Genomic DNA, 23262 nt, shown 5'->3' on the forward strand with positions numbered 1-23262 from the left:
ACCTAGGTCGGGAAGTCCGCGCAGATGCCGGGCCAGGACGGCTTGCCCTGGTTCTTCCAGGGTGAGTTGGTCTCGAGGTTGAGCGGCGGCGAGCCGGCCAGGTCGACGTAGCCCATCGACGGGGTGCCGCCGCAGGCCGTCGCGCCGGTCTCGGCCAGATACTTCGCTTGCAGGGCGCTCAGCCGGGGCGCCGCGAAGGAGCTGCCGAAGCTGTCCGGGAGCAGGGCGGCCGGGCCGGTCGCGTCGAGCGTGACCTCGCCGGAGTTGAAGCGTTCGGCGATCTTCGGCTCGGCGTCGACGCCGGCGCTGGCCACGAAGTCCCACAGCGCGGGCGCGAACGGGAACGGCAGGCCGATGCGGTTGCCCTTGGCGTCGCGGACGCCGTTGCCGGCCGCGGCCACCGGGACGATCGTCAGCGACGAGTGGTCGCGGCGGAAACCGGCCCAGGCCTGGTCGTGGATCAGCCGGGCCAGCGGCGGCTTCTCGGGGTTGAACTCGCGGACGTCGATCGTGCGGTAGTACGCGCCGGTCAACGGGGACCGCAGCGAGGCGAGGCGAGCATCCCGCAGCAGCGTGGTGGTGAAGGCGCCGGCGCGTACCAGAGCGGGGTCGAGCTTGCCCGAGCCGTCGAGGTAGTCCTTCAGGGCGTCCTTCAGCTCGCCGGTCGGGTCGCCGCCGATCATGTCGTCGTAGGTGGCCAGCAGCTCGTCGAGGGACTTGTCGCCGAGCCAGCCGACCACGTCGCAGGGCACCACCACGAAGCTGAGGTTGAGCACGATGCGCTCGAAGCCGTCCTTGCGCAGCGCGGCGATCTGGTCGCGGAGGCCGGCGAGGAGCTCGTCGACGCGGTAGCGGTCGGCGTGCACGGCCACCTCGCGCAGCGCGTACTTCTCGCCGGAGATGACATAGGTCCACTCGGTGAGGGTGCCGGTGTCGACGTCCGGCGGTGCGCCGGCGACGGTCGTCAATTCGTCCCTGAGTACGCGGTACACGAGTTCGCCGTGCGAATGGCCGGACGGCGGCAGGTCGTCGCCGGCGCCGTTGGAGCCGACCTCGTTGACGCCGACGGTGCAGTTGTCGTCGCGCGTACCGGAGCGGGCCTTGGGGTTCTTGCCCAGCCCGAAGTCGTCGACGACGAGGACGGCGACACTTCCCGGAACCGGCGTGGCAGGGACAGCGGAGGCGGGGGCCGGGACGGCGATGAGAGTCAGGGCGAGCAGGACTCCGAGAGCGGGTCTCATAAGAACGCAGACTGTCGGGATGAGACGGCCGGCACAACGGAACTGACGGAAAGCAGATCGCGAATCAGCCCGTCCACCAGATCACGCAGTCCGATGTCCTCCGGATTGCACACCTGCAGCCGGTCCAGGGCGGCCACCGCCTCCCGGGTACGGTCCATCGCCACGCAGCCGGTGACCAGCGCGCGGCAGGCCCGATCGCGCAACCGGGCCAGCCGGTCCCGGTGATCGGCGACGAACGCCTTGTCCGGCAGGCCGAGCAGCGGCGTCTCGGTCCACATGCCCAGCGCCGCGATCAGCAGGTCCACGCCGACCTCGTCGTGGGCCGCCGCCGCCCGGAACACCGTGCCGGCGAACACGTACAGGTCCACCTCGCCGCCGTCGAGCAGCAGCCGGTAGCCGGTGCGCGCCCCGCGTTCGGTGACCAGCAGGCCGGGCGGGAGACAGCGGCGCAGCTCGCCGATCCGCTTGTGGACGCCGACCCGCTGCTCGCGCCGCACCACCGGGGCCGGGGCGGGCCACGCGTCGGCGTAGAGGTCGTCGGCGTAGACCAGGCCGCCCCGGGCGAGCACCAGCCGGGCGAGCATGGTCCGGGTGATCGGTGGCAGATCGGCGTCAACACCGTCCACTTCGGCCGAGAAGATCCCGAAACCGGTGAACCGTAATCGCTTTTGCATGTCGGCAAGCGTGCGCCGACCAGGTACAACCAGAACAGTGCTGCTGCGGAACTGCTGAAGTTCTGCTGAAACAGTGGAGGGGCGTTGGCCGGGTTCAGCAAGCACCGGTGGCCGGCCGGCGGACCGGAACGTGAGCTTCTGGAGTATCTCGACGATCTGCACCGCGCGCACGGCCAGCCGTCGATGGCCCGGATCGGCAAGGCCGTGGGGCTGGTCGCCGGCACCGTGTCGGCGTTCTTCACCGGCGCGCGCCCGATCGGTCCCGAGCGGCTGCAGGCGATCGTCGCCTATCTGGACGGCGACCCCGCCCATGCCGAGGTGTTGCGGCGCGCTGCCGCCACCGTACGCAATGATCGGCGCGCGGTGGCGGAGAAGCCGGGGTGGACCGCCGACGCGGAAGGGACCACCCGGCTGGATGTGATCCTCTTCGACACGGCGGTGAACCGGCTGAACCGGCCGGAGCTGATGGTCGGCCGGCAGCGGATGATCGAAGCGGTGAGCTCCCGGCTCGACGACGGCGGGCGGGTGCTGCTGCACGGGCTGGGCGGCGCCGGGAAGACCGCGATCGCGGCCACCATCGCCGACCGGTCGGTGGACGCGCGTCAGGGCCCTTATCTCTGGCTGCGCACCGGCAGCGCCGACGAGGACGTGCTGCTCGACGGGCTGGCCCGCTGCCTGGCCACCGCGCTGGGGCTGGGCGCGGGCGTCCCGGCCGCGGGCGACGCGCGGCTGATGACGATCGGCCGGCAGCTCGTCGAGATCGGCGTACGCCTGTGCGTGCTCGACGACGTCTGGAACGCGGCCGCCCTGCACACCGTGCTGCGGGCGATCCCGGCCGGGATCTCGGTGCTGGTCACGTCCCGGCTCAAGCTGGGCGTCGAGCATCAGATCGAGGTGGACGGGCTGGAACCGGCCGAGGCGACCCGGCTGCTCGCCCACCACGCGCGCGAGGACGCGTACGCCGGGCACCCGGACGCCGCGGCGCTGTGCCGCGACCTGTGGCACCACCCGTACCTGATCGAGATCGCCGGGCACCGCCTGCGCCAGTACGCGCTGAACCCGGCCGACCTTCGTCAGGAGGTCGACGGCTCGCCGCACGACCTGGCCATGCCGGCCGGGTTCGCCGCACCCGGCCGGGAGAACGCGCGCCGCCTGCTGGACACCACGATCGACGCGTTCCCCCAGGCCGACGCGCGGGCGGCGCTGGGCGCGATCGGCGGGCTGGCCAGCGGCACGATCACGCCGCAGCTGCTGGCCTGCTGCCTCGGGATCAGCCTCAACCGGTCCCGCGCGGCGCTGAACGCGCTGGTGGACGTGAGTTTCGCGAAGCGCTCGGCGGGCGTCTACGTGCTCCACGACCTGACGGTCGGCTACGCCCGGTCGGTGCTGACGCCGGTTCCGCCGCGCGTTCTCGACTTCGTCGTGGCGTACGCGGATGATCATGATCTTCTGGCTCGCGAGCTGGACAACATCGTGGCGGCGGCCGCCTCCGACCCGGCCATCGTCACGAGCCTCGCGTCCTGCGGGTACCTGGATACGCACGGTCACACGCTCCCGCTGCTGCGGCTGCTCGACCAGGCCATCGCGTCCGGCCACGGCGACCAGCACCTGCTGCTCAGCAAGCGCGGCAACGCCAGCTTCAACGAGGAGGACTACCCGGCCGCCGTCACGTCCTACCGGGCCGCGCTCGCCCTCGCGCCGACGTCGCAACGGCAGGTGATCCTGCTCAGCGTGATCGCCAAGGCGCTCGCCGAGGACGGCCGGCAGGCAGAGGCAGAACAGACCTTCACCCAGGCGTACGCGCTGGCAGCGGCGACCTCCGACGAGGTCGGCACCATGCGCACGCTCGAGGCACACAGCGTGGCGGCGTTCCGGCGGCGCGACTTCGCCCTGGTGAGGGATCTGACGTCGCGCGGTGTCGAGCTCAGCCGCGCCCTCGGCGACCGCGCCGCCGAGGCGATCTTCCTCAACAATCTCGGCTCGGCCCACTTCGAGATCGGCGTCTCCGAAGCGCTCCGCTACCACCGGGAGGCGATGGAGATCGCGGCGGACAACGAGCACATCCTCGCGCTCACCAACCGCTGCCTCGGCGCCGACTATCACGCCCAGGAGAAATTCGACCCGGCCCGCGCGCATTTCGGCGAGGCGCTGCGGCTCTACCAGCGGCTCGGGCAGTCCCGGCGCGAGGCCAAGGTCCGGATCCTCATGCAGAGATTCGGATATCTGACTTAGCGCGGCAGCAGTTCCCCCGTTGTTTCGGAAGCAGCAACCGCCGTCTCCTGAGCCGGACCATTCGTGGTTTGTCAGGGGAGGAACGGTCATGAGGAAAATCTGGGGCCTGCTCGGCTCCGTCCTACTGGTGTTGAGCGTCGCCACCGTCGCCAACGCCGCTGATCCGGCCAGACCCGGTCTGCGGGACTGGCAGAACCAGGTCTCGAAAGTGTCGCGACCGGCGTCCGCGGGATGTTTCACCACCGAATACCCGGCCACCGACTGGAAACCGGCGGCGTGCGTCGCCTCGCCGAAGGTGCCGATGACGCCCAAGGACGGCGCCCGGCCGCTCGTGGTCGGCAACGGCTCCGACGTCGCGGCGCGCGTACCTGCCGGCAGCTTCATCCAGACCGCGATCGGCTCCTTCGAGAACGTCAACGTGAGCAGTGGCAGCGGGCCGATCGGCAACACGGGACCGTCGATCGCCAACGCGTACACGCTGCAGATGAACACCAACTTCTTCGCCAGCACGGCCTGCGCCGGATCACCGAACCCGGGCTGCCGCGGCTGGGAACAGTTCGTCTACGCCAACGACGGGTCGAACGGCTTCGTGTTCATCCAGTACTGGCTGCTCAACTTCAACACCACCTGCCCGGGCGGCTGGAACCAGTTCCAGTTCGGCGGGGGCGGCGACATCTTCTGCTTCCGCAACAACGGCGGCGGGGCGACGCTCGTACCGAATCAGGTGGCCGCCAACCTCGGCAACCTGAGCCTGTCCGGCCAGGCGAGCGCGGCCGCGGACAGCGCGACCCTGTTCGTCGGGACCACGGCATTCACGCGTACGGGTGACAACTCGGTGAACGCCGCGGCGGGCTGGACCACCGCCGAGTTCAACGTGTTCGGCTTCGGCGGCAACGAGGACGGCGGGGGCATGTTCAGCTTCAACCCCGGCGCCTCGATGACCGTGCGGAACCGGGTGATCTACGGTGGCCGCGCCGCACCCACCTGCGTGGCGACCGGGTTCACCGGCGAGACCAACAACCTCAGCTTCGGCCCGTCCGCCCCGGCGCCGTCCCAGCCCGGGCCGGCCCTGATCTTCAACCAGCACAGCGGCGGCTCGGTGGCCAACTGCGCCGCGGCGGTCACCGTCGGCGACGTCCACGCGCACACCGTGGCCGGCCTGTACTACGACTTCCAGGGCGTCGGCGACTACACGCTCGCCGAGGTCGGCCCCGACTTCGAGGTGCAGGCGCGGCACATCTCCGGCGCGCCGACCTGGCCGAACGCGTCGGTCAACCAGGCCGTCGGCGCCCGGATGGGCAAGAGCCGGGTGGCCGTCTGCGCCGGACCGGCCCTCGTCGTCGACGGCGAGAAGGTCGAACTCAAGGACGAGCCGCTGGTGCTGCCCACCGGAGTCAACGTCACCAGGACCGGCAACGGCAAGTACGTGATCACCGACGAGGAGGGCAACAGCGTCACGGTGACCCCGCGCAACGGATACCTCGACGTGGAGGTCGGCGTCGGCACCTGGCCGACCAAGGTCCGCGGTCTGCTCGGCAACCCCGACAACGACGTCAAGCTGCTCGAGTCCCGTGACAGCACGGTCTTCGCGGTGCCGCTGTCCTTCGACGACCTCTACCACAAGTACGGCGACAGCTGGCGGGTCAAGCCGTCGGACTCGCTGCTCTCGGTCTGCGGCGAGAAGACCGAGGAGAGCAACCCCGACAAGCCGTTCTTCGCCAAGGACCTGGAGCCGAAGATCCGCGAACGGGCGCAGGCGATCTGCCGCCAGAAGGAGATCGCGGCGGGCTGGCTCGAGGCGTGCACGCTCGACGTCGCCGTCCTCGGCAAGGAAGCGGCAGCCTGGTACGTCGGCCAGCCGCCGCCGGTGCTCGACGGCAACTGATCCCGCTGTAACGGGCGGCCGGCCTCGTGCCGGCCGCCTTCAGCGTGGGTTCAGCTTCCCTGGGGCACTATGAGTCGCATGCGCGTGCTGGTGGTCGACGACGAGAAGAGGCTGGCCGAGTCGGTGCGGGCCGGGCTGCGGGCCGAGGGCTTCGCGGTCGACCTGGCACACGACGGGGTCGACGGGCTGTGGCTGGCGCGCGAGCATTCCTACGACGCGATCGTCCTCGACCTCATGCTGCCCGGCGTCAACGGCTACCAGGTGTGCGCGACGCTGCGGGCCGAGCAGGACTGGACGCCGATCGTGATGCTCACCGCCAAGGACGGCGAGTGGGACCAGGTCGAGGGGCTCGACACCGGCGCCGACGACTACCTGACCAAGCCGTTCTCCTTCCCCGTGCTGGTGGCACGCCTGCGGGCGGTCGTGCGGCGCGGCGCCCGGGAGCGGCCGACCGAGATCTCGGTGGGCGACATCCGCATCGACCCGTCCGCCCGCCGCGTGTGGCGCGGCCCGGCCGAGGTCCCGCTGACCGCGCGCGAGTTCTCGGTGCTGCTGTTCCTGGCCCGCCACCGCGGCGACGTGGTCTCCAAGTCGCAGATCCTCGAGGCGGTGTGGGATTTCGGCTTCGACGGCGACCCGAACATCGTCGAGGTCTACATCCGGCACCTGCGCAACAAACTCGACCGGCCGTTCGGCCGCGAGGCGATCCAGACGCTGCGGGGCGCCGGCTACCGCCTGGTGAGCAACGGTGGCTGAGCGCCGGGCCCGGCTCGGCCGCGCCTCGGTACGGCTGCGCACGACCGCGGCGGCCGTGGTCGTGGTGGCGGTCGCGCTGCTCGCCGGGGCGGCGGCCCTGCTGTTCCTGGTCCGCGAGTCCCTGCGTGACGGGGTGGAGAGCGCCGCGGAACAGCGCGCGGCCGAGCTGGCCACGAGCCTCGACCGGCCACCCTCATCTCTGCTGGACGACGACGATCCGGACTTCATCTGGCAGATCACCGACGCCACCGGCGCCGTGGTCTCCTCCTCCCAGGCTCTGCGTTCGCCGTTGCCGACACGAGACACCGACACGGTCCGCATCCCCGGCGCAGATCCCGACTACCTCGTCGTCGTGACCCGCGGCGACCGGTGGACCGTCTCGGTGGCCGGCTCCCTGGAGGAGGTCGACGACTCGACCGCCGCCCTGCTGCGACCTCTGCTCATCGGTCTGCCACTGCTCCTGCTGCTGGTCGGCGGCACCACCTGGGTCGTGGTGACCCGGGCGCTCGCCCCTGTGGAACGCATCCGCCGCGAGGTCGAGTCCATCACCGGCGACCGCCTCGACCGCCGCATCCCCGAACCGCCCGCGCGCGACGAGATCCACCGCCTGGCGCACACCATGAACCGAATGCTCGAACGCCTGGCGGCCGCCCGCTCCCGGCAGCAGCAGTTCGTCGCCGACGCCTCCCACGAGCTGCGCTCCCCGCTGGCCAGCATCCGCCAGGCGACCGAGGTGGCGGGCGCCCACCCCGGCGCGCTCCCCGAGGGCCGGCTGGCCGAGACGGTCTGGGAGGAGGCCACCCGCATGCAACGCCTCCTCGAACAGCTCCTCACCCTGGCCCGCGCCGACGACGGCGTGGTCATCAGCACCCGCCAGGATGTCGACCTCGACGACCTCGCCCTCGTGGAGGCCGCCCGGCTCACGGCCACCGACGCCCTGCCCGAGCGCTCCTCGCCCACCCCGGGCCTCTCGCCCCCATCGCGTCCCTCGGCCCCTGCGCGTCCCTCGCCCGCCTCGGCCCCCGTGCGTCCCTCGCCCGCCTCCTCCCCCGCAGGCCCTGCGACCGCCTCTCCCCCCGCGGGCCGCTCGCCCACCGCTGGGCCTCCGTCTCCCGAGCGGGCGGCGCCGACCGTGCGGACCTCGGGGATCGGCGCCGGTCGCGTGCACGGCGACGCCACCGCGCTCGCCCAGGTGGTGCGTAACCTCATGGACAACGCGGCGCGGCACGCCCGCACGACCGTGGCCGTCGCGGTCCGCGACACCGGCGGCGTGGTCGAGCTGATCGTCGAGGACGACGGCGGCGGAATCTCCCCCGACCGGCGCGAGCAGGTCTTCGAGCGTTTCGCGCGACTGGACGAGGCGCGTGCCCGCGACGCCGGCGGCAGCGGCCTGGGCCTGGCCATCGTCCGGGAGATCGTCACCGCCCACGGCGGAACCGTCACCATCACCGACTCCGACCTGGGCGGCGCCCGCTTCGTCGTGCGATTTCCTTCCTGAAAAAGCCTTTCAGCCGCATTCAGGCTGGATTCAGGAACATCGCGGCAACCTGTACCCATGAATACAGCGAAGCTCCGCAGCAAGCGCATCATCCTCCCCACCTTGGCCGCGGTCGTCGCCCTCGGGGTCGGCGGCACCGTGTGGGCCTCCGCGGCGAACGCCGACGTCACCGGCGGCGAACGCGACCGGGTGGCCGAGGCCGCCGTCCGGGCCGCAGGCGGCGGCACCGCGTCGGATGTCGAGGCCGGCGACGACCAGGGCGTGGCCTACGAGGTCGACGTGCGCAAGCAGGACGGCTCCGAGGTGGAGGTCACGCTCGACAAGGACCTCAAGGTGCTCGGCCAGGAGGCCGACGCGCCCGACGCCGACGACACCCCCGACGCCGGCAGCAGCGCCGGCGCCGGTGACACTCCCGACGCCGGCGACCGCGTCTTGAGCGCCACCGAGCGGGCATCGGCCGAGCAGGCGGCCAAGGGCGCAGTCGCCGGCGGCACCGTCCTCGACGTGTCGGCGAGCGACGACCCCGGCGTGGCCTACGAGGTCGACATCCGCGACGCCGCCAACGCCGAGTGGGATGTCGAGCTCGACGCCGCCTTCAAGGTCCTGCGCAAGACCGCCGGCTGACAGCCGCCGATCCGATGCATACCCGGGGGTCCGGCCAGCCCGGCCGATCCGTCGGCGCAGGGCCAGGCCCGCCCAGCCGATCCGTCGGCTCGGGGCGGGCCACCGGGTCGATCCTTTGGCGTCAGGCCGGCGGATCGGTCCGGATCAGCCCACGCCGACCGGCGATGTGATCGCCAGACGCCAGGAGGGGGGTCGCCCACGTCCCGGTGCCTCAGCGCAGCCGGCGCCCGACCTGGATGGCCGGCCACGACGGCCCTCGCTGCGTCGAAGCCTTCCTCTCAGGAGAAGAGGGCGTTGAGGTCGGGGTAGCTGACGTTCGGCTCGAGGGACGTGTAGGTGCCGGTGGTGAGCAGCTCGCGGGCGGCCCGGTCGGCCACCGCGTAGGCGGCCTGGGCCAGCGCCGTGCCGACGCTGATCCGGCGGACGCCGATCGCGGCCAGCTCGGCGATCGTGGGGCCTCCCGGGCCGGTCATCACGTTGACCGGGAGCGGGGACGCCTCGACGAGCCTGCTCAGCGTCTCCAGGTGGAGCAGGCCCGGCACGAACAGGCAGTCCGCTCCAGCCTTCGCGTAACCGTCCGCGCGGGACAACACGTCGTCGAACCGATCGGCGGGGTCGCCGACCTGACGCAGGTAGACGTCGGTGCGGACGTTGATCACGAACTCGGGGAACGCGGCCTCGCGGGCCGCCCGGATGCGCGGCGCCTGCTCCTCGACTGTGCGCAGCTTCCCGTCGGCCGGGCGGGCGTCCTCGATGTTGACCCGGCGGCGCCGGCCCCGATCACCGACCGGATCGTGTCCGCCACGTCCTCGGGAGTCTCGCCGTAGCCGCTCTCGACATCCGCGGTCACCGGCACGTCCACCGCCGCGGCGATGCGGGCCACCGCGGCGACCGTCTCGTCGCGGGTCAGGCCCTCACCGTCGGCACGGCCGAACGCCCACGCAACGCCCCCGCTGGTGGTGGCCACCGCCCGCGCCCCGGCGCGCGCCACCAGGGCGGCGCTGGCCGCGTCCCAGGCGTTCGGCAGTACCAGCACCGAGCCCTCGTGCAGCCCCTCGTGCAGCCCCTCGTGCAGCTCCCGCAGCAGCCGTGCCCGCGCGATCGTCTTGTCCCCGACCATTCCACTCTCCCCGTCCGGTGATCCACCGTGGACGAGTCTTGCCGATCGACCGCAGCCTGGCTGGCGAGTTTCAGACATCATCGTCGGCCAGGCAACGTGCCGCACAACCCGTAGGCATCCTAGGAGGCTAGTTCAATACGGCTACTGCACGCGCCGCGCCCGCAGGACCGTGTCGTGGGTGTGGTGGGCGCCTTCGGGGTTGGCCGCCGTCCTCGGCCTCGTCTCGTTGACCTCCACCACCCACGACGCGTCCAGCAGGTCGGCGACCTGGCTGGGCTGGTAGAAGCCGCGCGGGTCGGGATCCATGTCCGCGGGCAGCCCGGCCAGGTCGTGGCCGACGAAGAGCAGCGTGCCGCCCGGCGCCACCGCGTCGAGCAGGCCGGTCACGTCCTTGTGCAGTGGCAGCGGGAAGTAGTGGGCGGACACCAGGTCGAAGTTGCCGGCGGGCGGCGGCATGCTGGTCAGGTCGCCGTGGATCCAGGCCACCCGGTCGGCGACGTCGGCGCCCTCGGCTGCGGCGCGTTCGAGGGCCGTACGCGAAATGTCGGTGGCCGTGACCCGCCATCCTTGCCGGGCCAGCCAGAGCGCGTCGCCGCCCTCGCCGCAGCCGACGTCGAGCGCCTGCCCGGGCGTCAGGCCCTTCACCTCGTCGACGAGCACCCCGTTGGGCGCGCCGCTGAACAGCCGTTCCCGGCTCCGATACCGCTCGTCCCAGAATTCCGCATCCATGCCCTCAACCTGCCTGATGCGCGGATCACAGGCCAAAGTCTTTGCGACTTCGGCAAACTTCCCGATAGGTTGGATCACGCGAAGGGGAGTAGCTCCCAATGCGATGGTCGACATACTGGTGTGCGGTTCGCGCCCGGCCACGCAGCCTCACCACCTGGTGAGGCGGGCGAGACCTTCGATTCGGCTGAAACGCCGGGTCGAGGTCGTTCGTGCCCGCCCGGCCATGATGTGGAGAGGCTTTTTTCGTGGACGGGTTCCTTGCCGCGCTGGCAATCAGCTTCGGTGTCATCTTCGTCGCGGAGCTGGGCGACAAGTCGCAGCTGATGGCGATGACGTTCGCCACCCGCTTCAAACCGCTGCCGGTGCTCATCGGCATCACCGTGGCCACGGCTGTCGTGCACGCCGTCTCGGTGGGCATCGGGTACGGCCTGGGCGCCGCGCTGCCGACCGGCTGGATCGCGCTCGTCGCCGGTCTCGCGTTCCTCGCCTTCGGGGCCTGGACGCTGCGCGGTGACTCACTGAGCGACGAGGAGAAGGGCAAGGCGGAGAGGACGAACCGGTCGGCGATCGTCGCGGTCAGCGTCGCGTTCTTCCTGGCCGAGCTCGGCGACAAGACGATGCTCGCCACGATCACGCTGGCCACCCAGCACGGCTGGCTGGGCACCTGGGTCGGCTCGACGATCGGCATGGTCGCCGCCGACGCCCTCGCCATCCTGCTCGGACGTTTCCTGGGCAAGCGCCTGCCGGAGAAGGCCATCAAGTACGGCGCCGCGGCGCTCTTCGCCATCTTCGGCGTCGTGCTGCTGATCGACGCGGTCAGTCAGCTGACCTGACGGGCCTGATCGGGTACGGCGTCCGCGAAGCCCAGCCGCCGGTTCATCGCGATCGCGGCGTGGTTGCCGGGGTGGTGGAACGCCACCAGGCGCTGGTAGCCCGACGATCGGGCGAAGCGAATCGCGAGCAGTTTCAACGCCAGGGACAGCCCCTTGCCGCGATGGGGTGCGAGCACTCCGGTCATCTCGGCGAAGGCATACCCGTCGTCCGGGCGCAGGGAGGTGGCGGACATCCCGATCCACGCGAAGTCCTGGAGGGCGACGATGACACCGCGGGGATCGTAGGTGGCCACATCGATGCGCTGGGTGACGTACTCGTCGTACGTGTAGAACAGGCCGCGGCCCGGGATGTCGGACGAGCACGTCTTGTTGAGGTCATAGAGCGCCCGGCGGTGCTCGGGCGCATCGCCGAGCTCGGCCATGGTCGTGAACCGCGTGCCCGACGACCGAGCCCGTCGCAGGTGATGCTCGAAGAGCGCATCGTCGAAGTTCGCGATGTCCAGTTCGAGCGTCACCCAGTCCACCATGGAACGGACCCTACGTGGCCGGCTCCAGGCGGACGATCACGGCCTTGGACGTGGGCGTGCCGCTCTCCGCCGCCTGCGAGTCCAGGGGCACGAGCGGGTTCGTCTCCGGGTAGTAGGCGGCCACGCAGCCTTTCGGCGTCGAGTACTCGACCAGGCGGAAGCGGGGTGCGCGGCGCTCGCCGTCGACCCACTCGGAGACCAGGTCGACGTGGTCGCCGTCGACGAAGCCGAGCTCGTCGAGGTCCGCCTTGCTGATGAAGACGACGCGGCGGCCGGCCTTGATGCCGCGGTAGCGGTCGTCCAGCCCGTAGATCGTGGTGTTGAACTGGTCGTGGCTGCGCAGGGTCTGCAGGATCAGCCGGCCCGGCGGCACCTGGAGCACCTCGAGGGGGCTGACCGAGAAGACCGCCCGGCCCTCGGGGGTCGTGAAGGTGCGGGTGTCGCGCGGCGGATGCGGCATGGTGAAGCCGCCGTTGTCGACGCGCTCGGTGTAGCCGGAACAGCCGGGCACCACGTTGCCGATACGGTCACGGATGCGGTCGTAGTCGGTGGTGAACGCGCGCCAGTCGATGCCGTGCCGGTCGCCGAGCGTGGCTGCCGCGATGCCGCACACGATGTCGACCTCGGAGCGCAGCAGCGGGCCGGCGGGCTTGGAGCGGCCGCGGGAGGCGTGCACCTCGGACATGGAGTCCTCCACGGTGATCCGCTGCACCGTGCCGCCGGTGAGGTCCTGCTCGGTGCGGCCCAGCGTGGGCAGGATCAGCGCGGTCGCGCCCGCGTCGAGGTGGCTGCGGTTGAGCTTGGTGGAGATCTGCACGGTGAGCTCGGCGCCGCGCATCGCCGCGGCGGTGACCTCGGTGTCGGACATGGCGGCCACGAAGTTGCCGCCGAGCGCCACGAACACCTTCGCCTTGCGGTCACGGAACGCGCGGACCGATGCGGCCGCGTCGTAGCCGTGCTCGCGGGGCGGATCGAAGCCGAACTCGGCGCCGAGCGCGTCGAGGAAGAAGTCCGGCGCCTTCTCCCAGATGCCCATCGACCGGTCGCCCTGCACGTTGGAGTGCCCGCGGACCGGGCAGAGGCCGGCGCCCGGCCGGCCGATCATGCCCTGGGCCAGCGCGACGTTGACGAATTCCTTGATCGTGTTGACGGCGTTGTGGTGCTGGGTGATGCCCATCGCCCAGCAGTGCACGATGCGTTTCGCGCCGGCCAGCATCGCCGCGGCGTCCTCGATCTGCTGCCAGGTCAAGCCGGTGGCGGCCAGGACCGCTTCGCGGTCGATGTCGCGTACGTGCGCGGCCCACGCCTCGAACCCGGTGGTGCTCCCGTCGATGAACGCGCGGTCGAGCACCGTGCCGGGGGCCGCCTCCTCCGCTTTGAGCAGCAGATGGCCGATGGCCTGCCAGAGCGCCAGGTCGCCGTTGGAGCGGATCTGCAGCAGCGTGTCGGCGAGCTCGGTGCCCCGCCCGGCCAGCCCGCGCGCTTTCTGCGGGTTGTCGAATTTGAGCAGACCGGCCTCGGGCAGCGGGTTGATGGCCAGGATCTTGGCGCCGTCCCGCTTCGCGATCTCCAGCGCCGTGAGCATCCTGGGATGGTTCGTGCCCGGGTTCTGGCCGGACACCACGATCAGGTCGGCCTCGTGCAGGTCCTCCAGGGTCACCGAGCCCTTGCCGATGCCGATGGTGCCGGCCAGCGCGACAGATGTCGACTCGTGGCACATGTTCGAGCAGTCCGGCAGGTTGTTCGTCCCGTACGCCCGGGCGAGCAGCTGGTAGAGGAACGCCGCCTCGTTGCTGGCCCGCCCCGAGGTGTAGAAGACCGCCTCGTCGGGGTGTGCCAGGCCGCGCAGGTGCTCGCCGACCAGGGCGAACGCCTCACCCCAGGAGAGCGGCTCATAATGCGTGCCGCCCGGACGGCGGACCATCGGATGCGTAAGCCGGCCCTGTTTCTCCAGCCAGTGATCGGTCTGCTCGGACAGGGACGCGACCGAGTGCTCGGCGAAGAACGCCGGGCCGACGGTGTCGCGGACGCCCTCCCAGGACACCGCCTTGGCGCCGTTCTCACAGAACTCGGCGGTGTGCCGGTGGCCCTGCGGATCGGGCCAGGCGCAGCTCATGCAGTCGAAGCCGTCGGCCTGGTTGAGGGTGAGCAGGTTGCGGGTGGCCTTGACCACGCCCATCTGACCCACGGCCCTGGCCATGCTGACCTGGACCGCCTTGAGACCGGCAGCATGGTCGGCGGGTGGGCGCACCCTGAGGCGCGCATCCTCGTCAGGCTTGGAAGGCATCACCACTCCAGAGATTGATCAAACCCTGTAGTGCCCTACGGTGCCCGGGTTACACATCCATCGGCCAGCGGCTGTCTGCGATGTCACAGAACGCGACGGATGCGACGGATGATCACCATGCCCGCACCCGCCGAGATGAGGAGCAGCACGGCCGCGGGCCACCAGCGTGCGGATCTCTCGTCGTCCCCCGCCGGACGTGCCGCGACCCCGATGCCGGCCTTCTCGGCGGGGGCCCGCGCGATCCCGGGGAAGTTGTCGGGAGCCGCCTGGGCCGAGCCGGACACCCGGCGACTGCCCAGGCGGGCCACGCCGGGCGCCGGGGACGTGTCCAGTGGGTTCCCGGCCACCGCGGGAATCTCCGCGGTCAGGGCGCCGGTCGGGTCGACCAGACCGAAGCCGTACTTGTCGTCGCGGCCCTCCGCACCCCGGTCGCGGGCCGTCCTGATGATGCGGTTGACCACCTCACCCGCGGGCATCTCGGGCCAGCGGGCACGGATCAACGCCGCCGTCCCGGAGACCATCGGCGCGGCGAAGCTGGTGCCGCTGGCCTTCTTGTAGCCGCTGGGATAGACGCCCATGATCTGGGTCGCGGGTGCGGCAACCACCGTCGCCGGCCCGAAGTTCGAGCCGGACCAGAGCGCGTCACCGGACCGCTCCGTCCCCGCCACCGAGATCACGCCGGGCTCGCGGGCCGGATACCAGACGCCGGTCGACGACGAGGTGCCCACGTTGCCGGTGCAGGCGACCACCACGACGTCCTTGGCGAAGGCGTAGTCGATCGCCGCCGCCAGCGCAGCGCTGCTGCTGTTGCCGCCCAGCGAAAGGTTGATCACCCGGGCGCCGTGGTCGGCCGCCCAGCGCACACCCTTGGCCACGATCAGCGCGTCGTTGTACCGGTTCTCCTGGTCGAGGACCCGGACCGGCAGGATCTTGGCCCTGGGTGCGATGCCGACCACTCCGGCACCGTCGTCCTTGCCGGCGATGATCGCCGAGACCGTCGTGCCGTGCCCGACCAGGTCGGTCTCGCCGTCGCCCTTGTCGTCCACCAGATCGACGCCGGTCAGCACCTGACCCCGCAGATCGGCGTGCCGGGCGTCGACGCCGGAGTCGATCACCGCGACCGTGACACCGGCACCCATCGACCAGTTCCAGGCACCGGCCACATTGAGCGTACGCAGATGCCACTGCTCGGAACGGACCGAGTCGTCGGCGAGAGCCGCCGTGGCGGGCAACCCGAGCGCGGCGAACATGCCGGCGACAACACCGGCGGCCACACGGATCCAACGCTCCCCACCGGACGACACGTTGCAGGAGATTAGTGGTTCTCAGGACCGCAGCGCCAGACCGTCCAGGATGAGCGCCGGCCCCGCCTCGAACGCCGCCTCGTGATCCACCGCCGCCGCGCCGGAGTCCGCCTGCTCCTCGAGCACACTGCCGACGGTGAATCGGCGTCAGCTTCGTCGACGCCAGGGGCCGGGCGCGAGCGACAATCACGGCGAACACGTCCGGCAGAGGCCGGCAGTCGCTGACCTCCGAGTACGAGATCATGCGCGGCGATCTGGTGCGCATCCTGCACGAGGCGACGAAGGACGACGTCGAGTACGTCTTCGGCGTGAGCAAGGAGGACGGCGACCCGGACGGCTACGACCTGGTGGTGGGCGCGGACGGCCAGGGGTCGCGCCTGCGCCGGGCCGTCCTGCCGCCCGGCTCCCCCGACCCGTACCGGCGGGTCGGGATCCACATGGCCTACTGGTTCGTCCCGCGCATCGCGTCGCCTACTGGTTCGTCTCGCGCATCGCGTCGGACACCAACATCCGGGACGCCTACAACGCCACCGGCGGCCGGATGATCATGCGCCGGAGTCATCACCCCACCGAGACCCCGGTCTACTTCGTGCTTCGCGAGCGGTCCAGCGAGGCCTCGGCCGTCCACCGTGAACCGGTCGAGCGCCGGAAGCAGTTCTGGACCGGCCGGTTCCGATTCGCGGTTCCAGTCGACTTCGCGGTTCCAGTCGACCAGTCCAGGCGGGCGCGGCATATGGTCGCAACCCTGGTATTGCGCGAAACCCGCCGGTAGCGGTGAACTACGTGAATGTTCTCGTCAGCCGTTTGGCGAATGCGCGATTGATCACAGGATCGCGCCCTTCCACATATCCACGGGTGGGCGAATAGCCACAGCGCGTGAATGGATCGATTGCCGCGGCGTTCCGGACTCCGGTCTCCAGGATCAGCTGCCCGGCACCCCAGCCGACCGCCTGCTCCTCGAGCCACCGCATCAACAACCGACCCCATCCGCGACCTCTCGCAATGGGCGAGAGATAGGTCTTCTTGATCTCCGCCGTCCCGGCCTGCTGGTCGTACCAGCGACATCCGCCGCACCCGACCGGTCGCTCGTGGTCGTACATCACCACGAAGGTGCCCAGCGGCGGGGCATAGTCCGCCCGCGGAACATCGGCGGGGTCGGCGTAGCCGTAACGCTTCAGCTGTTGCTCGCGGAACGCCCTGAGCAGTGCGGCGCTGTCTGGATGATCCACTCCGAGCACTTCCATCCGCACATCGCCCGGCGGCGAGGCCGATACCCCGGAAGGATCACGAAGGACGGCTAACTGCCCGGCTGTCGTTGAGGAGTTCCGTGGCCCTCGCGGCGCATCAGCGAGTCCTGCCGGGATGTCGTCCATGAGCCAACTCCCGTCCTGTCCCCCACCCGACCGTAGTCGGGTTTGGTAGAACGGCGTGGTCGTGGGACTCGCGGCGGACCTGCCTTCACGACGTTCACGGACCGGTCCGGGGGCGAGCCCGGACCGGTCCGTGGCCGGTGGCTAGTCTAGAGACTCTTCGCGGTGGAGGTCCGGCTCGCGTTGCCGGGACCCCTCGCGTTGCCGGGACCCCTCACGTTGCCGGGACCCCTCACGTTGCCGGGACCCCTCACGTTGCCGGGACCCCTCACGTTGCCGGGACCCCTCACGTTGCCGGGACCCCTCACGTTGCCGGGGCTCCTCGGTGCGTGCGCTTGCTGCCGGCGCTCTCGCCGGGCGTGGGCTTTCGCTTGGTCTGCCAGGCGCCCGGGTGCCTGCTCACCGTCGCTGCCGCCGCTCGCGGCTCTGCCCGGGCGCGGTCAGTGGTAGCCGGGCACGAGAGTGGTAGCCCGGCACGAGGGCGGTAGCCGCGGCCCGCGGGGTGGTAGCCGGGCACGAGAGTGGTAGCCGAAGGCGGCATCCGACCTGGACGGCCCGCCACGACCGCTCTGGCCGACCGGTCTCGCGCGGCCGGTGGTAGGACCAGGCGCTATCCGAGACCGCTGACCGCTCTGGGCTACCACGCGCGCGGACCGTGGTAGCCCAGCGCGGCATCCGCGCCGAAATACCGCTCTGGCCCACCACCGCCTGCCTGGTCTACCACTCACGTCCGCTCCTACCACCAACCGCGCCCGGCCACCAACCGCGCCCGGCCACGGCCGCGACCGGCCGCAGCAACGGTGAGCAGGCACCCGGGCGCCTGGCAAGCCGCCCCGACCCCGCACCGGGCGCAAGCAACGGCAACCAAGGCGAGCAGGCCCCGGCCCAACCCGGCACCCCGCGCAAGCAACGGCAACCAAGGCAAGCAGACCCCGGCCCGACCCCGCACCCCGCGCAAGCAACGGCAACCAAGGCAAGCAGACCCCGCCCCGACCCCGCACCGGGCGCAAGCAACGGCAGCCAGGGTGACCAGGCGCCCGGGCACCTTGCACACCCGGCAGCGCGGCCTGACCAGACCTCGACCTCGAAGGGTGTCTAGGCCCGATGCAAGGCGAGGGTGCCCAGGACCTCGGCCGCCCACGGCTCGGGCGCGACGGCGTCCGGCCCGATCACGCGAAGTGAGCCGAGCACGGTGCAGAGCATGCCCATGGCCATGAAGTCGCGGCACTCCTCGGTGCTGGCACCGGTCAGGTCGCGTACCGAGGTGTAGATCCGGCCGAAGCCATCGCGGACCACCGGCCCCATCACGGGGTCGCCCGCCGCCGCGAAGCCGTGCAACAGCAGGGTGATCAGCTCGCGCTGGGCGATCAGGTCGTCGTAGGCCGCGCCGAGCCCCTCCAGGGTGGGCGTCACCTCGGCGGCGGCCCGGAAGTGCTCCTCGATCCGGTCGCAGGCGTAGCCGATCGCGGCGAGGAAGAGCTGCTGCTTGGTGCCGAAGAGCCGGATGACGTACGGCTGGGAGACGCCGGCCAGGCGGGCCACCTGATCGGTGGTCGTGCCGGCGTACCCACCCTCGCTGAACGCGGTCACGGCAGCCATCACCAGCTGGTCCTGGCGCTCTCCGGCGGTGAGTCTCGTTCTGGCCATGCACCGATCCTACTTGACAAAGTTATCAGTGGATAACTACCTTCGGCCGAGTAGTTATCAGTGAATAACAACTGGGGAGAACCTGATGACCGCCACGACTCTCGAGCGGCCCGCCGCCGAGCCGGCGCGCAAGGCCCGGCCGCTGGCCTGGGTGCTCGCCGCGACCGGGATCCCGATCTTCATGGTCACGCTGGACAACCTGGTGGTGACCACCGCGCTGCCGACGATCCGCAGCTCGATCGGCGCCTCCATCACCGACCTGCAGTGGTTCGTGAACGCCTACACGCTGCCGTTCGCCGCATTCCTGCTGACCGCCGCCGCCCTCGGCGACCGGATCGGCCGGCGGCGGATGTTCATCGGCGGCATCGCGCTCTTCACCCTGGCGTCCGCCGCGGCGGCGCTGGCTGCCGAGCCGTGGCAGCTCACCGCCGCCCGCGCGGTGCAGGGCCTGGCCGGCGCCGCGGTCGCGCCGTTGTCACTCACCCTGCTCGCGCAGGCCGTGCCCGATCGGCTGCGCAACGCCTCGGTCGGCATCTGGGGCGGGATCAGCGGCCTCGGCGTCGCGGTCGGCCCGGTGGTCGGCGGCGCGGTCACCGAGGGCCTCGACTGGACCTGGATCTTCTGGCTGAACGTGCCGGTCGGCGTGATCGCGGTGGTGCTCGCCGCGGTGGTGCTGCGCGACTCACGCGGCGGCGCCTCGAAGCTCGACCCGCTCGGCCTGGTGCTCTCCGCGTCCGGCATGCTGCTGCTGGTCTGGGGCGTCATCGACGGGCCGGACCGCGGCTGGACCTCCGGCCGGGTCGCGTCCATGCTGATCGCCGGCCTGGTCCTGATCGGCCTGTTCGTGGCCTGGCAGCGCCGGGCGAGCGCGCCGATGATGCCGCTGCGGCTCTTCCGTGCCCGGGGCTTCAGCCTGGTCAGCGTCGTGACCCTGACCTTCTCGGCCGGCACGTTCGGCGCGGTCTTCCTGCTGGCGCAGTTCTTCCAGGTGGTGCAGGGCCTGAGCCCGCTGGACGCGGGGCTGCGGACGCTGCCGTGGACCCTGGCGCCGATGGTGGTGGCGCCGCTGGCCGGCATCTTCGCCGACCGGATCGGGCTGCGGACGCTGATCGCCACGGGACAGGCGCTGCTCGCGGGCGCCCTGTTCTGGATCGCCACGGTGACCGCGGCGGACACCACGTACTCGTCGCTGGTCCCCGCCTTCGTGATGGCCGGGATCGGCATGGGCCTGACCTTCGCGCCGATCAGCACGATGGCCCTGGCCAGCGTTCCGGAGGCGGAGCGGGGCGTGGCCTCCGGCGCGAACAACACCATCCGCGAGTTCGGGGTGGCCGCCGGGGTGGCCGTGCTGGCGTCGGTGTTCAGCTCGTACGGCGGCTACACCAGCCTGGACGCCTTCATCGACGGCGTGGTCCCGGCGGTCTACGTCGGCTCGGCCGTGGTGGCCGTCGGCGCCCTGATCGCCTTGGCCCTCCCCGGCCGCCCGTCGTCCGGCCCGGCCAAGAGCTGAGCCCGTAGTGGTAGCCCAGAGCGGCATCCGGGCCACGGATGCCGCCCTGGGCTACCACGCCGCGCGGAGGACTGCGAAAGCCTCGTGCGTCACTTTCTTCGCTACTTGCCGACCTTGATCCAGACGTCGTCGAGCTCGCCGTGGAACTGGTCGCTGTTCGCCCCGAGACCCTTGCCGCCGAGGCTGAGCGGCTGGGTCGTGACCACCGAGAGCGCCGCCGGGATCGTGGTGGACGCCTTGACCGCACCGTCGACGACGATGCTCAGGGTCGCACCCGACCGGCGGCACTCGAGCGTGTGCCACTGGCCGTTCGCGATCGACTCCCGGCTGCGGGCGATGTGGACGGTGGCGGTGGTCTTGTCGCTCATCCCGCAGCTGGGCTTGCCGGTGATGCCGTCGGCCTGCAGCTTGTACTGGCCGCCGCCGCTCGCGTAGCCCTTCTGCAGGATGTTCTCCCCGCCGCCGGCCTCCTGCTTGGCGAGCCGGATCGCGGCGCCGTAGCTCAGCGTCCCGCTGCCCGGGTTGAGGTCGGGCACGTCGGCGGACTGGAGCACGAGCTTGGGACAGTTCGCACCGGCGCACTTGGCCGGGAACGCGAGGGCCTGGCCGTTGCCGTGCGGGACCATCTTGACCGCGCCGCCGCCGCGGGTGACCGCGCGCAGCAGGTGCTTCTTGCCCGAGCCGTCGTCGAAGGTGCCGTCCGCGACCGTGGTGTCGAAGTTGTAGGACGCCACGTACGGGCTGGCCGGCGGCGTGGTGCCCGGAGTGGTCGGGATGGCCGGCGTGGCCGCGGTGGTCGCCGTCCCCGGCGTGGCCGCGGTGGTCGCCGTCCCCGGCGTGGCCGCGGTGGTCGCCGTCCCCGGCGTGGCCGGCGTCCCCGGCACGGGGGTGTCCTCCTGCCGGCTGATCTTGAAGGCCGCGTACCGCTTGCGCGTCGCGGCGCCGATCGCGGTGAAGTCACCGGCCGCGCTCACCACGCCCAGAGCCGGCGAGACGGCGAGCGCGCGGACCCCGGCGACGCCGTTGGCCTGCGGCGCCCAGTCCAGCAGGTTGCCCTGAGCGTCCACCGCGGCCAGCTTCACCCGCGGCACCGAGCCGTCGGTGCAGACACCCTTCACGCCGTTGTTCGTCGTGGTGCAGGCCTTGTCGAAATGGCCACCCACGTACGTGACACCGTCCAGCACCGCGATCGCCTGCGTGTCGCCGTCGAACACCCGCGTCCACCTGGTCGCGCCGGCCGGCGAGTAGGCGACCGCACGACCGCCCTGGCCACCGAGCCCGGCCCAGACCCCGGTCGAGTCGGCGGCCAGCGCGAACACCTGCGACACCGGCTTGGGCAGGAACGACTTGTCGAGGGCCCCGGTCGTCCCGTCGACCGAGGTGAGCCGCAGCGTCGAGCTGACGCCGTTGGTCTTGTGGAAGCTGCCACCCAGGTAGACCCGGTTGCCGCTGACCGCGAGCGCGTTGACCACGTTGTCGGTGGTCGGCGCCCAGCCGTCCAGCGCGCCGGTGGCGAGCGAGAACGCCGCCACGTTGGCCCGCGGCACGCCGTCGATCGAGGTCAGCTTGCCGGCCAGGTAGAGCTTGCCGTTGCCGACGCCCAGGGCGTTGGGCTGGCCGATGACGGTGTGCTTGAGCGGCTTGAGCGCGCCGGTGGTGGCGTCCAGGGCGGCGACCGCGTCGCGGGCGGTGGCGGAGATCTTGTCGAAGTCGCCGGCCGCGTACACCGTGGCCCCGTCCACCGCGAGCGCGCGCACGTTGGCGTCGGCGGCGGGCGCCCAGGGCAGCAGGGCGCCGGTCTTGGCGTTGAACGCGGCCAGCCGCTCGCGGACGATGGTCTTGCTGTTCACCACCGCGGCGGTGAAGGAGCCGCCGACGTAGACGATGTCGCCGCTGTGGGCGACCGCGTAGACCGGGCCGTTGAACGACGGGGAGGCGACCGGAGCGGTCCCGACCACCTCGGCGAGCGCCGCGCCGCCACCGGCGATGAGCGCGGCGGAGACGCCGACGATCATCGTACGGCGAACCGCGGCCTTTGCACGAATTCGGGTATTGAGCACGAGGCACGGTAGCTTGCCCGAATCGTGGCATAAGCCGGGCCTCGGTCCGCCGGAATCACGCTGTTGACGCAGGTCGGGCAGCAGACGTCGGCCAGGAGGCCCGCTCTCGTCCCGGCGTGAGCGGGCCGCGGGGCCGCCACGGCGACCTCAGAATCGCCGGATCGAGGGACGCGCGGCCTACCGTGAACCGATGGAACGGACGATCCGGCTCGCGGCGGCCCTGGCCGTGTGCTGTCTCGCGGCCTGCTCCGGCGGCCCGGCGGCGCCCGCGCCCACCGAGACGGTCACGCCGGCCGCGCCGGCCCCGGGCCGGAGCCCGTCGGACACCCGCACCACCACGCTGGACGACCTGCCGCCGCCGGCCGACGGCCGCTTCCACTCCGAGATCCGGCGGGTGCCGGCGAGCGTGCTCGCACGGTCGACCTGGAACCGGCGCTGCCCGGTCCCGGCCACCAGCCTGCGGTACGTGACGGTCAGCTTCCGCGGATTCGACGGGCTGGCGCACACCGGCGAGTTGCTGGTCCACGCCCGAGCCGCCGAGCAGTTGGTCACGGTGTTCGGCAAGCTGTTCGCCCAGGGTTTCCCGATCGAGCGGATGCGGGTGACCAGCCTCGCCGAGCTCAACGCGCCGCCGACCGGAGACGGCAACACGACGGCGGCGTTCGCGTGCCGGCCGGTCCGCGGGCGGAAGGCCTGGTCACAGCACGCGTACGGGCTCGCGGTGGACGTCAACCCGTTCCAGAACCCGTACCACCGCGGCGACGTGGTGCTGCCCGAGCGGGCCACGTCCTACCTGAAGCGCGGTGACGTGCGGCCCGGCATGATCCAGAAGGACGGGCCGGCCGTGCGGGCGTTCGCCTCGATCGGATGGGAATGGGGCGGCGACTATCGCTCGCTGAAGGACTTCATGCACTTCTCCGCCAACGGCGGGTGACGAGCTCTGCGGGCGAACGTGAATGGGTTTA

At 71.4% G+C, this 23262-nt stretch carries 18 protein-coding genes and 1 pseudogene; 9 read left to right on the top strand and 10 right to left on the bottom strand.

Annotated features, from left to right (window positions below):
* Positions 1–2: 2 nt before the first annotated feature.
* Positions 3–1241 carry a hypothetical protein gene (locus QSK31_RS25550; protein ID WP_285686852.1) on the bottom strand — a complete coding sequence of 413 codons (1239 nt, stop codon included), beginning with the start codon at positions 1239–1241 and terminating at the stop codon, positions 3–5.
* Positions 1238–1915: an AfsR/SARP family transcriptional regulator gene (locus QSK31_RS25555; protein ID WP_285686854.1), complete on the bottom strand. Its 678-nt coding sequence runs from the start codon at positions 1913–1915 to the stop codon at positions 1238–1240. Before QSK31_RS25555 ends, QSK31_RS25550 begins: the two co-directional genes overlap by 4 nt.
* Positions 1916–1999: 84 nt before the next feature.
* Here QSK31_RS25555 and QSK31_RS25560 point away from each other — a divergent pair, with 84 nt between their 5' ends.
* From QSK31_RS25560 to QSK31_RS25580, 5 genes are all read left to right on the top strand, one after another.
* Entirely contained in the window at positions 2000–4147 is a 2148-nt protein-coding gene (locus QSK31_RS25560) for an NB-ARC domain-containing protein (RefSeq protein WP_285686855.1), read from the top strand.
* Between the two features lie 88 nt (positions 4148–4235).
* A complete protein-coding gene (locus QSK31_RS25565) occupies positions 4236–6032 on the top strand; it encodes a VWD domain-containing protein (RefSeq protein ID WP_285686856.1) in 1797 nt (598 codons plus the stop codon).
* 78 nt (positions 6033–6110) lie between these two features.
* Complete coding sequence (locus QSK31_RS25570) at positions 6111–6788, top strand: response regulator transcription factor (protein ID WP_285686857.1); 678 nt, start codon at positions 6111–6113, stop codon at positions 6786–6788.
* Entirely contained in the window at positions 6781–8286 is a 1506-nt protein-coding gene (locus tag QSK31_RS25575) for a sensor histidine kinase (protein WP_285686858.1), read from the top strand. Before QSK31_RS25570 ends, QSK31_RS25575 begins: the two co-directional genes overlap by 8 nt.
* Positions 8287–8343: 57 nt before the next feature.
* Positions 8344–8910, top strand: a complete 567-nt coding sequence (locus QSK31_RS25580) for a PepSY domain-containing protein (protein ID WP_285686859.1) — start codon at positions 8344–8346, stop codon at positions 8908–8910.
* 278 nt (positions 8911–9188) lie between these two features.
* Here the strand turns inward: QSK31_RS25580 and QSK31_RS25585 are convergent.
* Both QSK31_RS25585 and QSK31_RS25590 read right to left on the bottom strand, forming a co-directional pair.
* Positions 9189–10111: pseudogene (locus QSK31_RS25585) on the bottom strand (isocitrate lyase/PEP mutase family protein).
* Between the two features lie 60 nt (positions 10112–10171).
* Positions 10172–10759: a class I SAM-dependent methyltransferase gene (locus tag QSK31_RS25590; RefSeq protein ID WP_285686860.1), complete on the bottom strand. Its 588-nt coding sequence runs from the start codon at positions 10757–10759 to the stop codon at positions 10172–10174.
* Positions 10760–11004: 245 nt separating this feature from the next.
* On the opposite strand from QSK31_RS25590, the gene QSK31_RS25595 reads away from it, so the two are divergent.
* Positions 11005–11592, top strand: coding sequence for a TMEM165/GDT1 family protein (locus QSK31_RS25595; RefSeq protein WP_285686861.1), 588 nt, complete (start codon positions 11005–11007; stop codon positions 11590–11592).
* On the opposite strand, the gene QSK31_RS25600 is transcribed toward QSK31_RS25595, so the two are convergent.
* From QSK31_RS25600 to mycP, 3 genes are all read right to left on the bottom strand, one after another.
* A complete protein-coding gene (locus tag QSK31_RS25600; protein ID WP_285686862.1) occupies positions 11580–12119 on the bottom strand; it encodes a GNAT family N-acetyltransferase in 540 nt (179 codons plus the stop codon). The two genes, QSK31_RS25595 and QSK31_RS25600, sit on opposite strands and share 13 nt — an antisense overlap.
* Positions 12120–12129: 10 nt before the next feature.
* Positions 12130–14406, bottom strand: a complete 2277-nt coding sequence (locus QSK31_RS25605; protein ID WP_285686863.1) for an FdhF/YdeP family oxidoreductase — start codon at positions 14404–14406, stop codon at positions 12130–12132.
* An 83-nt stretch (positions 14407–14489) separates the two neighbouring features.
* Entirely contained in the window at positions 14490–15680 is a 1191-nt protein-coding gene (gene mycP, locus QSK31_RS25610) for a type VII secretion-associated serine protease mycosin (RefSeq protein ID WP_285686864.1), read from the bottom strand.
* A gap of 272 nt (positions 15681–15952) precedes the next feature.
* Here mycP and QSK31_RS25615 point away from each other — a divergent pair, with 272 nt between their 5' ends.
* Complete coding sequence (locus QSK31_RS25615) at positions 15953–16255, top strand: hypothetical protein (RefSeq protein ID WP_285686865.1); 303 nt, start codon at positions 15953–15955, stop codon at positions 16253–16255.
* A gap of 234 nt (positions 16256–16489) precedes the next feature.
* Here QSK31_RS25615 and QSK31_RS25620 read toward each other — a convergent pair whose 3' ends face one another.
* Entirely contained in the window at positions 16490–17083 is a 594-nt protein-coding gene (locus tag QSK31_RS25620) for a GNAT family N-acetyltransferase (protein ID WP_285686866.1), read from the bottom strand.
* Between the two features lie 1092 nt (positions 17084–18175).
* Positions 18176–18727, bottom strand: a complete 552-nt coding sequence (locus QSK31_RS25625) for a TetR/AcrR family transcriptional regulator (protein WP_285686867.1) — start codon at positions 18725–18727, stop codon at positions 18176–18178.
* Between the two features lie 85 nt (positions 18728–18812).
* Between QSK31_RS25625 and QSK31_RS25630 the strand changes: the two genes are divergently transcribed.
* A complete protein-coding gene (locus QSK31_RS25630; protein WP_285686869.1) occupies positions 18813–20237 on the top strand; it encodes an MFS transporter in 1425 nt (474 codons plus the stop codon).
* Positions 20238–20338: 101 nt separating this feature from the next.
* Here the strand turns inward: QSK31_RS25630 and QSK31_RS25635 are convergent, their stop codons facing one another.
* Positions 20339–22252 carry a LamG-like jellyroll fold domain-containing protein gene (locus QSK31_RS25635; RefSeq protein WP_285686870.1) on the bottom strand — a complete coding sequence of 638 codons (1914 nt, stop codon included), beginning with the start codon at positions 22250–22252 and terminating at the stop codon, positions 20339–20341.
* Between the two features lie 235 nt (positions 22253–22487).
* On the opposite strand from QSK31_RS25635, the gene QSK31_RS25640 reads away from it, so the two are divergent.
* Positions 22488–23231 carry a M15 family metallopeptidase gene (locus QSK31_RS25640; RefSeq protein WP_285686871.1) on the top strand — a complete coding sequence of 248 codons (744 nt, stop codon included), beginning with the start codon at positions 22488–22490 and terminating at the stop codon, positions 23229–23231.
* Positions 23232–23262 lie beyond the last annotated feature (31 nt).

This window comes from Actinoplanes sp. NBRC 103695, assembly GCF_030269485.1.
Lineage (GTDB): Bacteria > Actinomycetota > Actinomycetes > Mycobacteriales > Micromonosporaceae > Actinoplanes.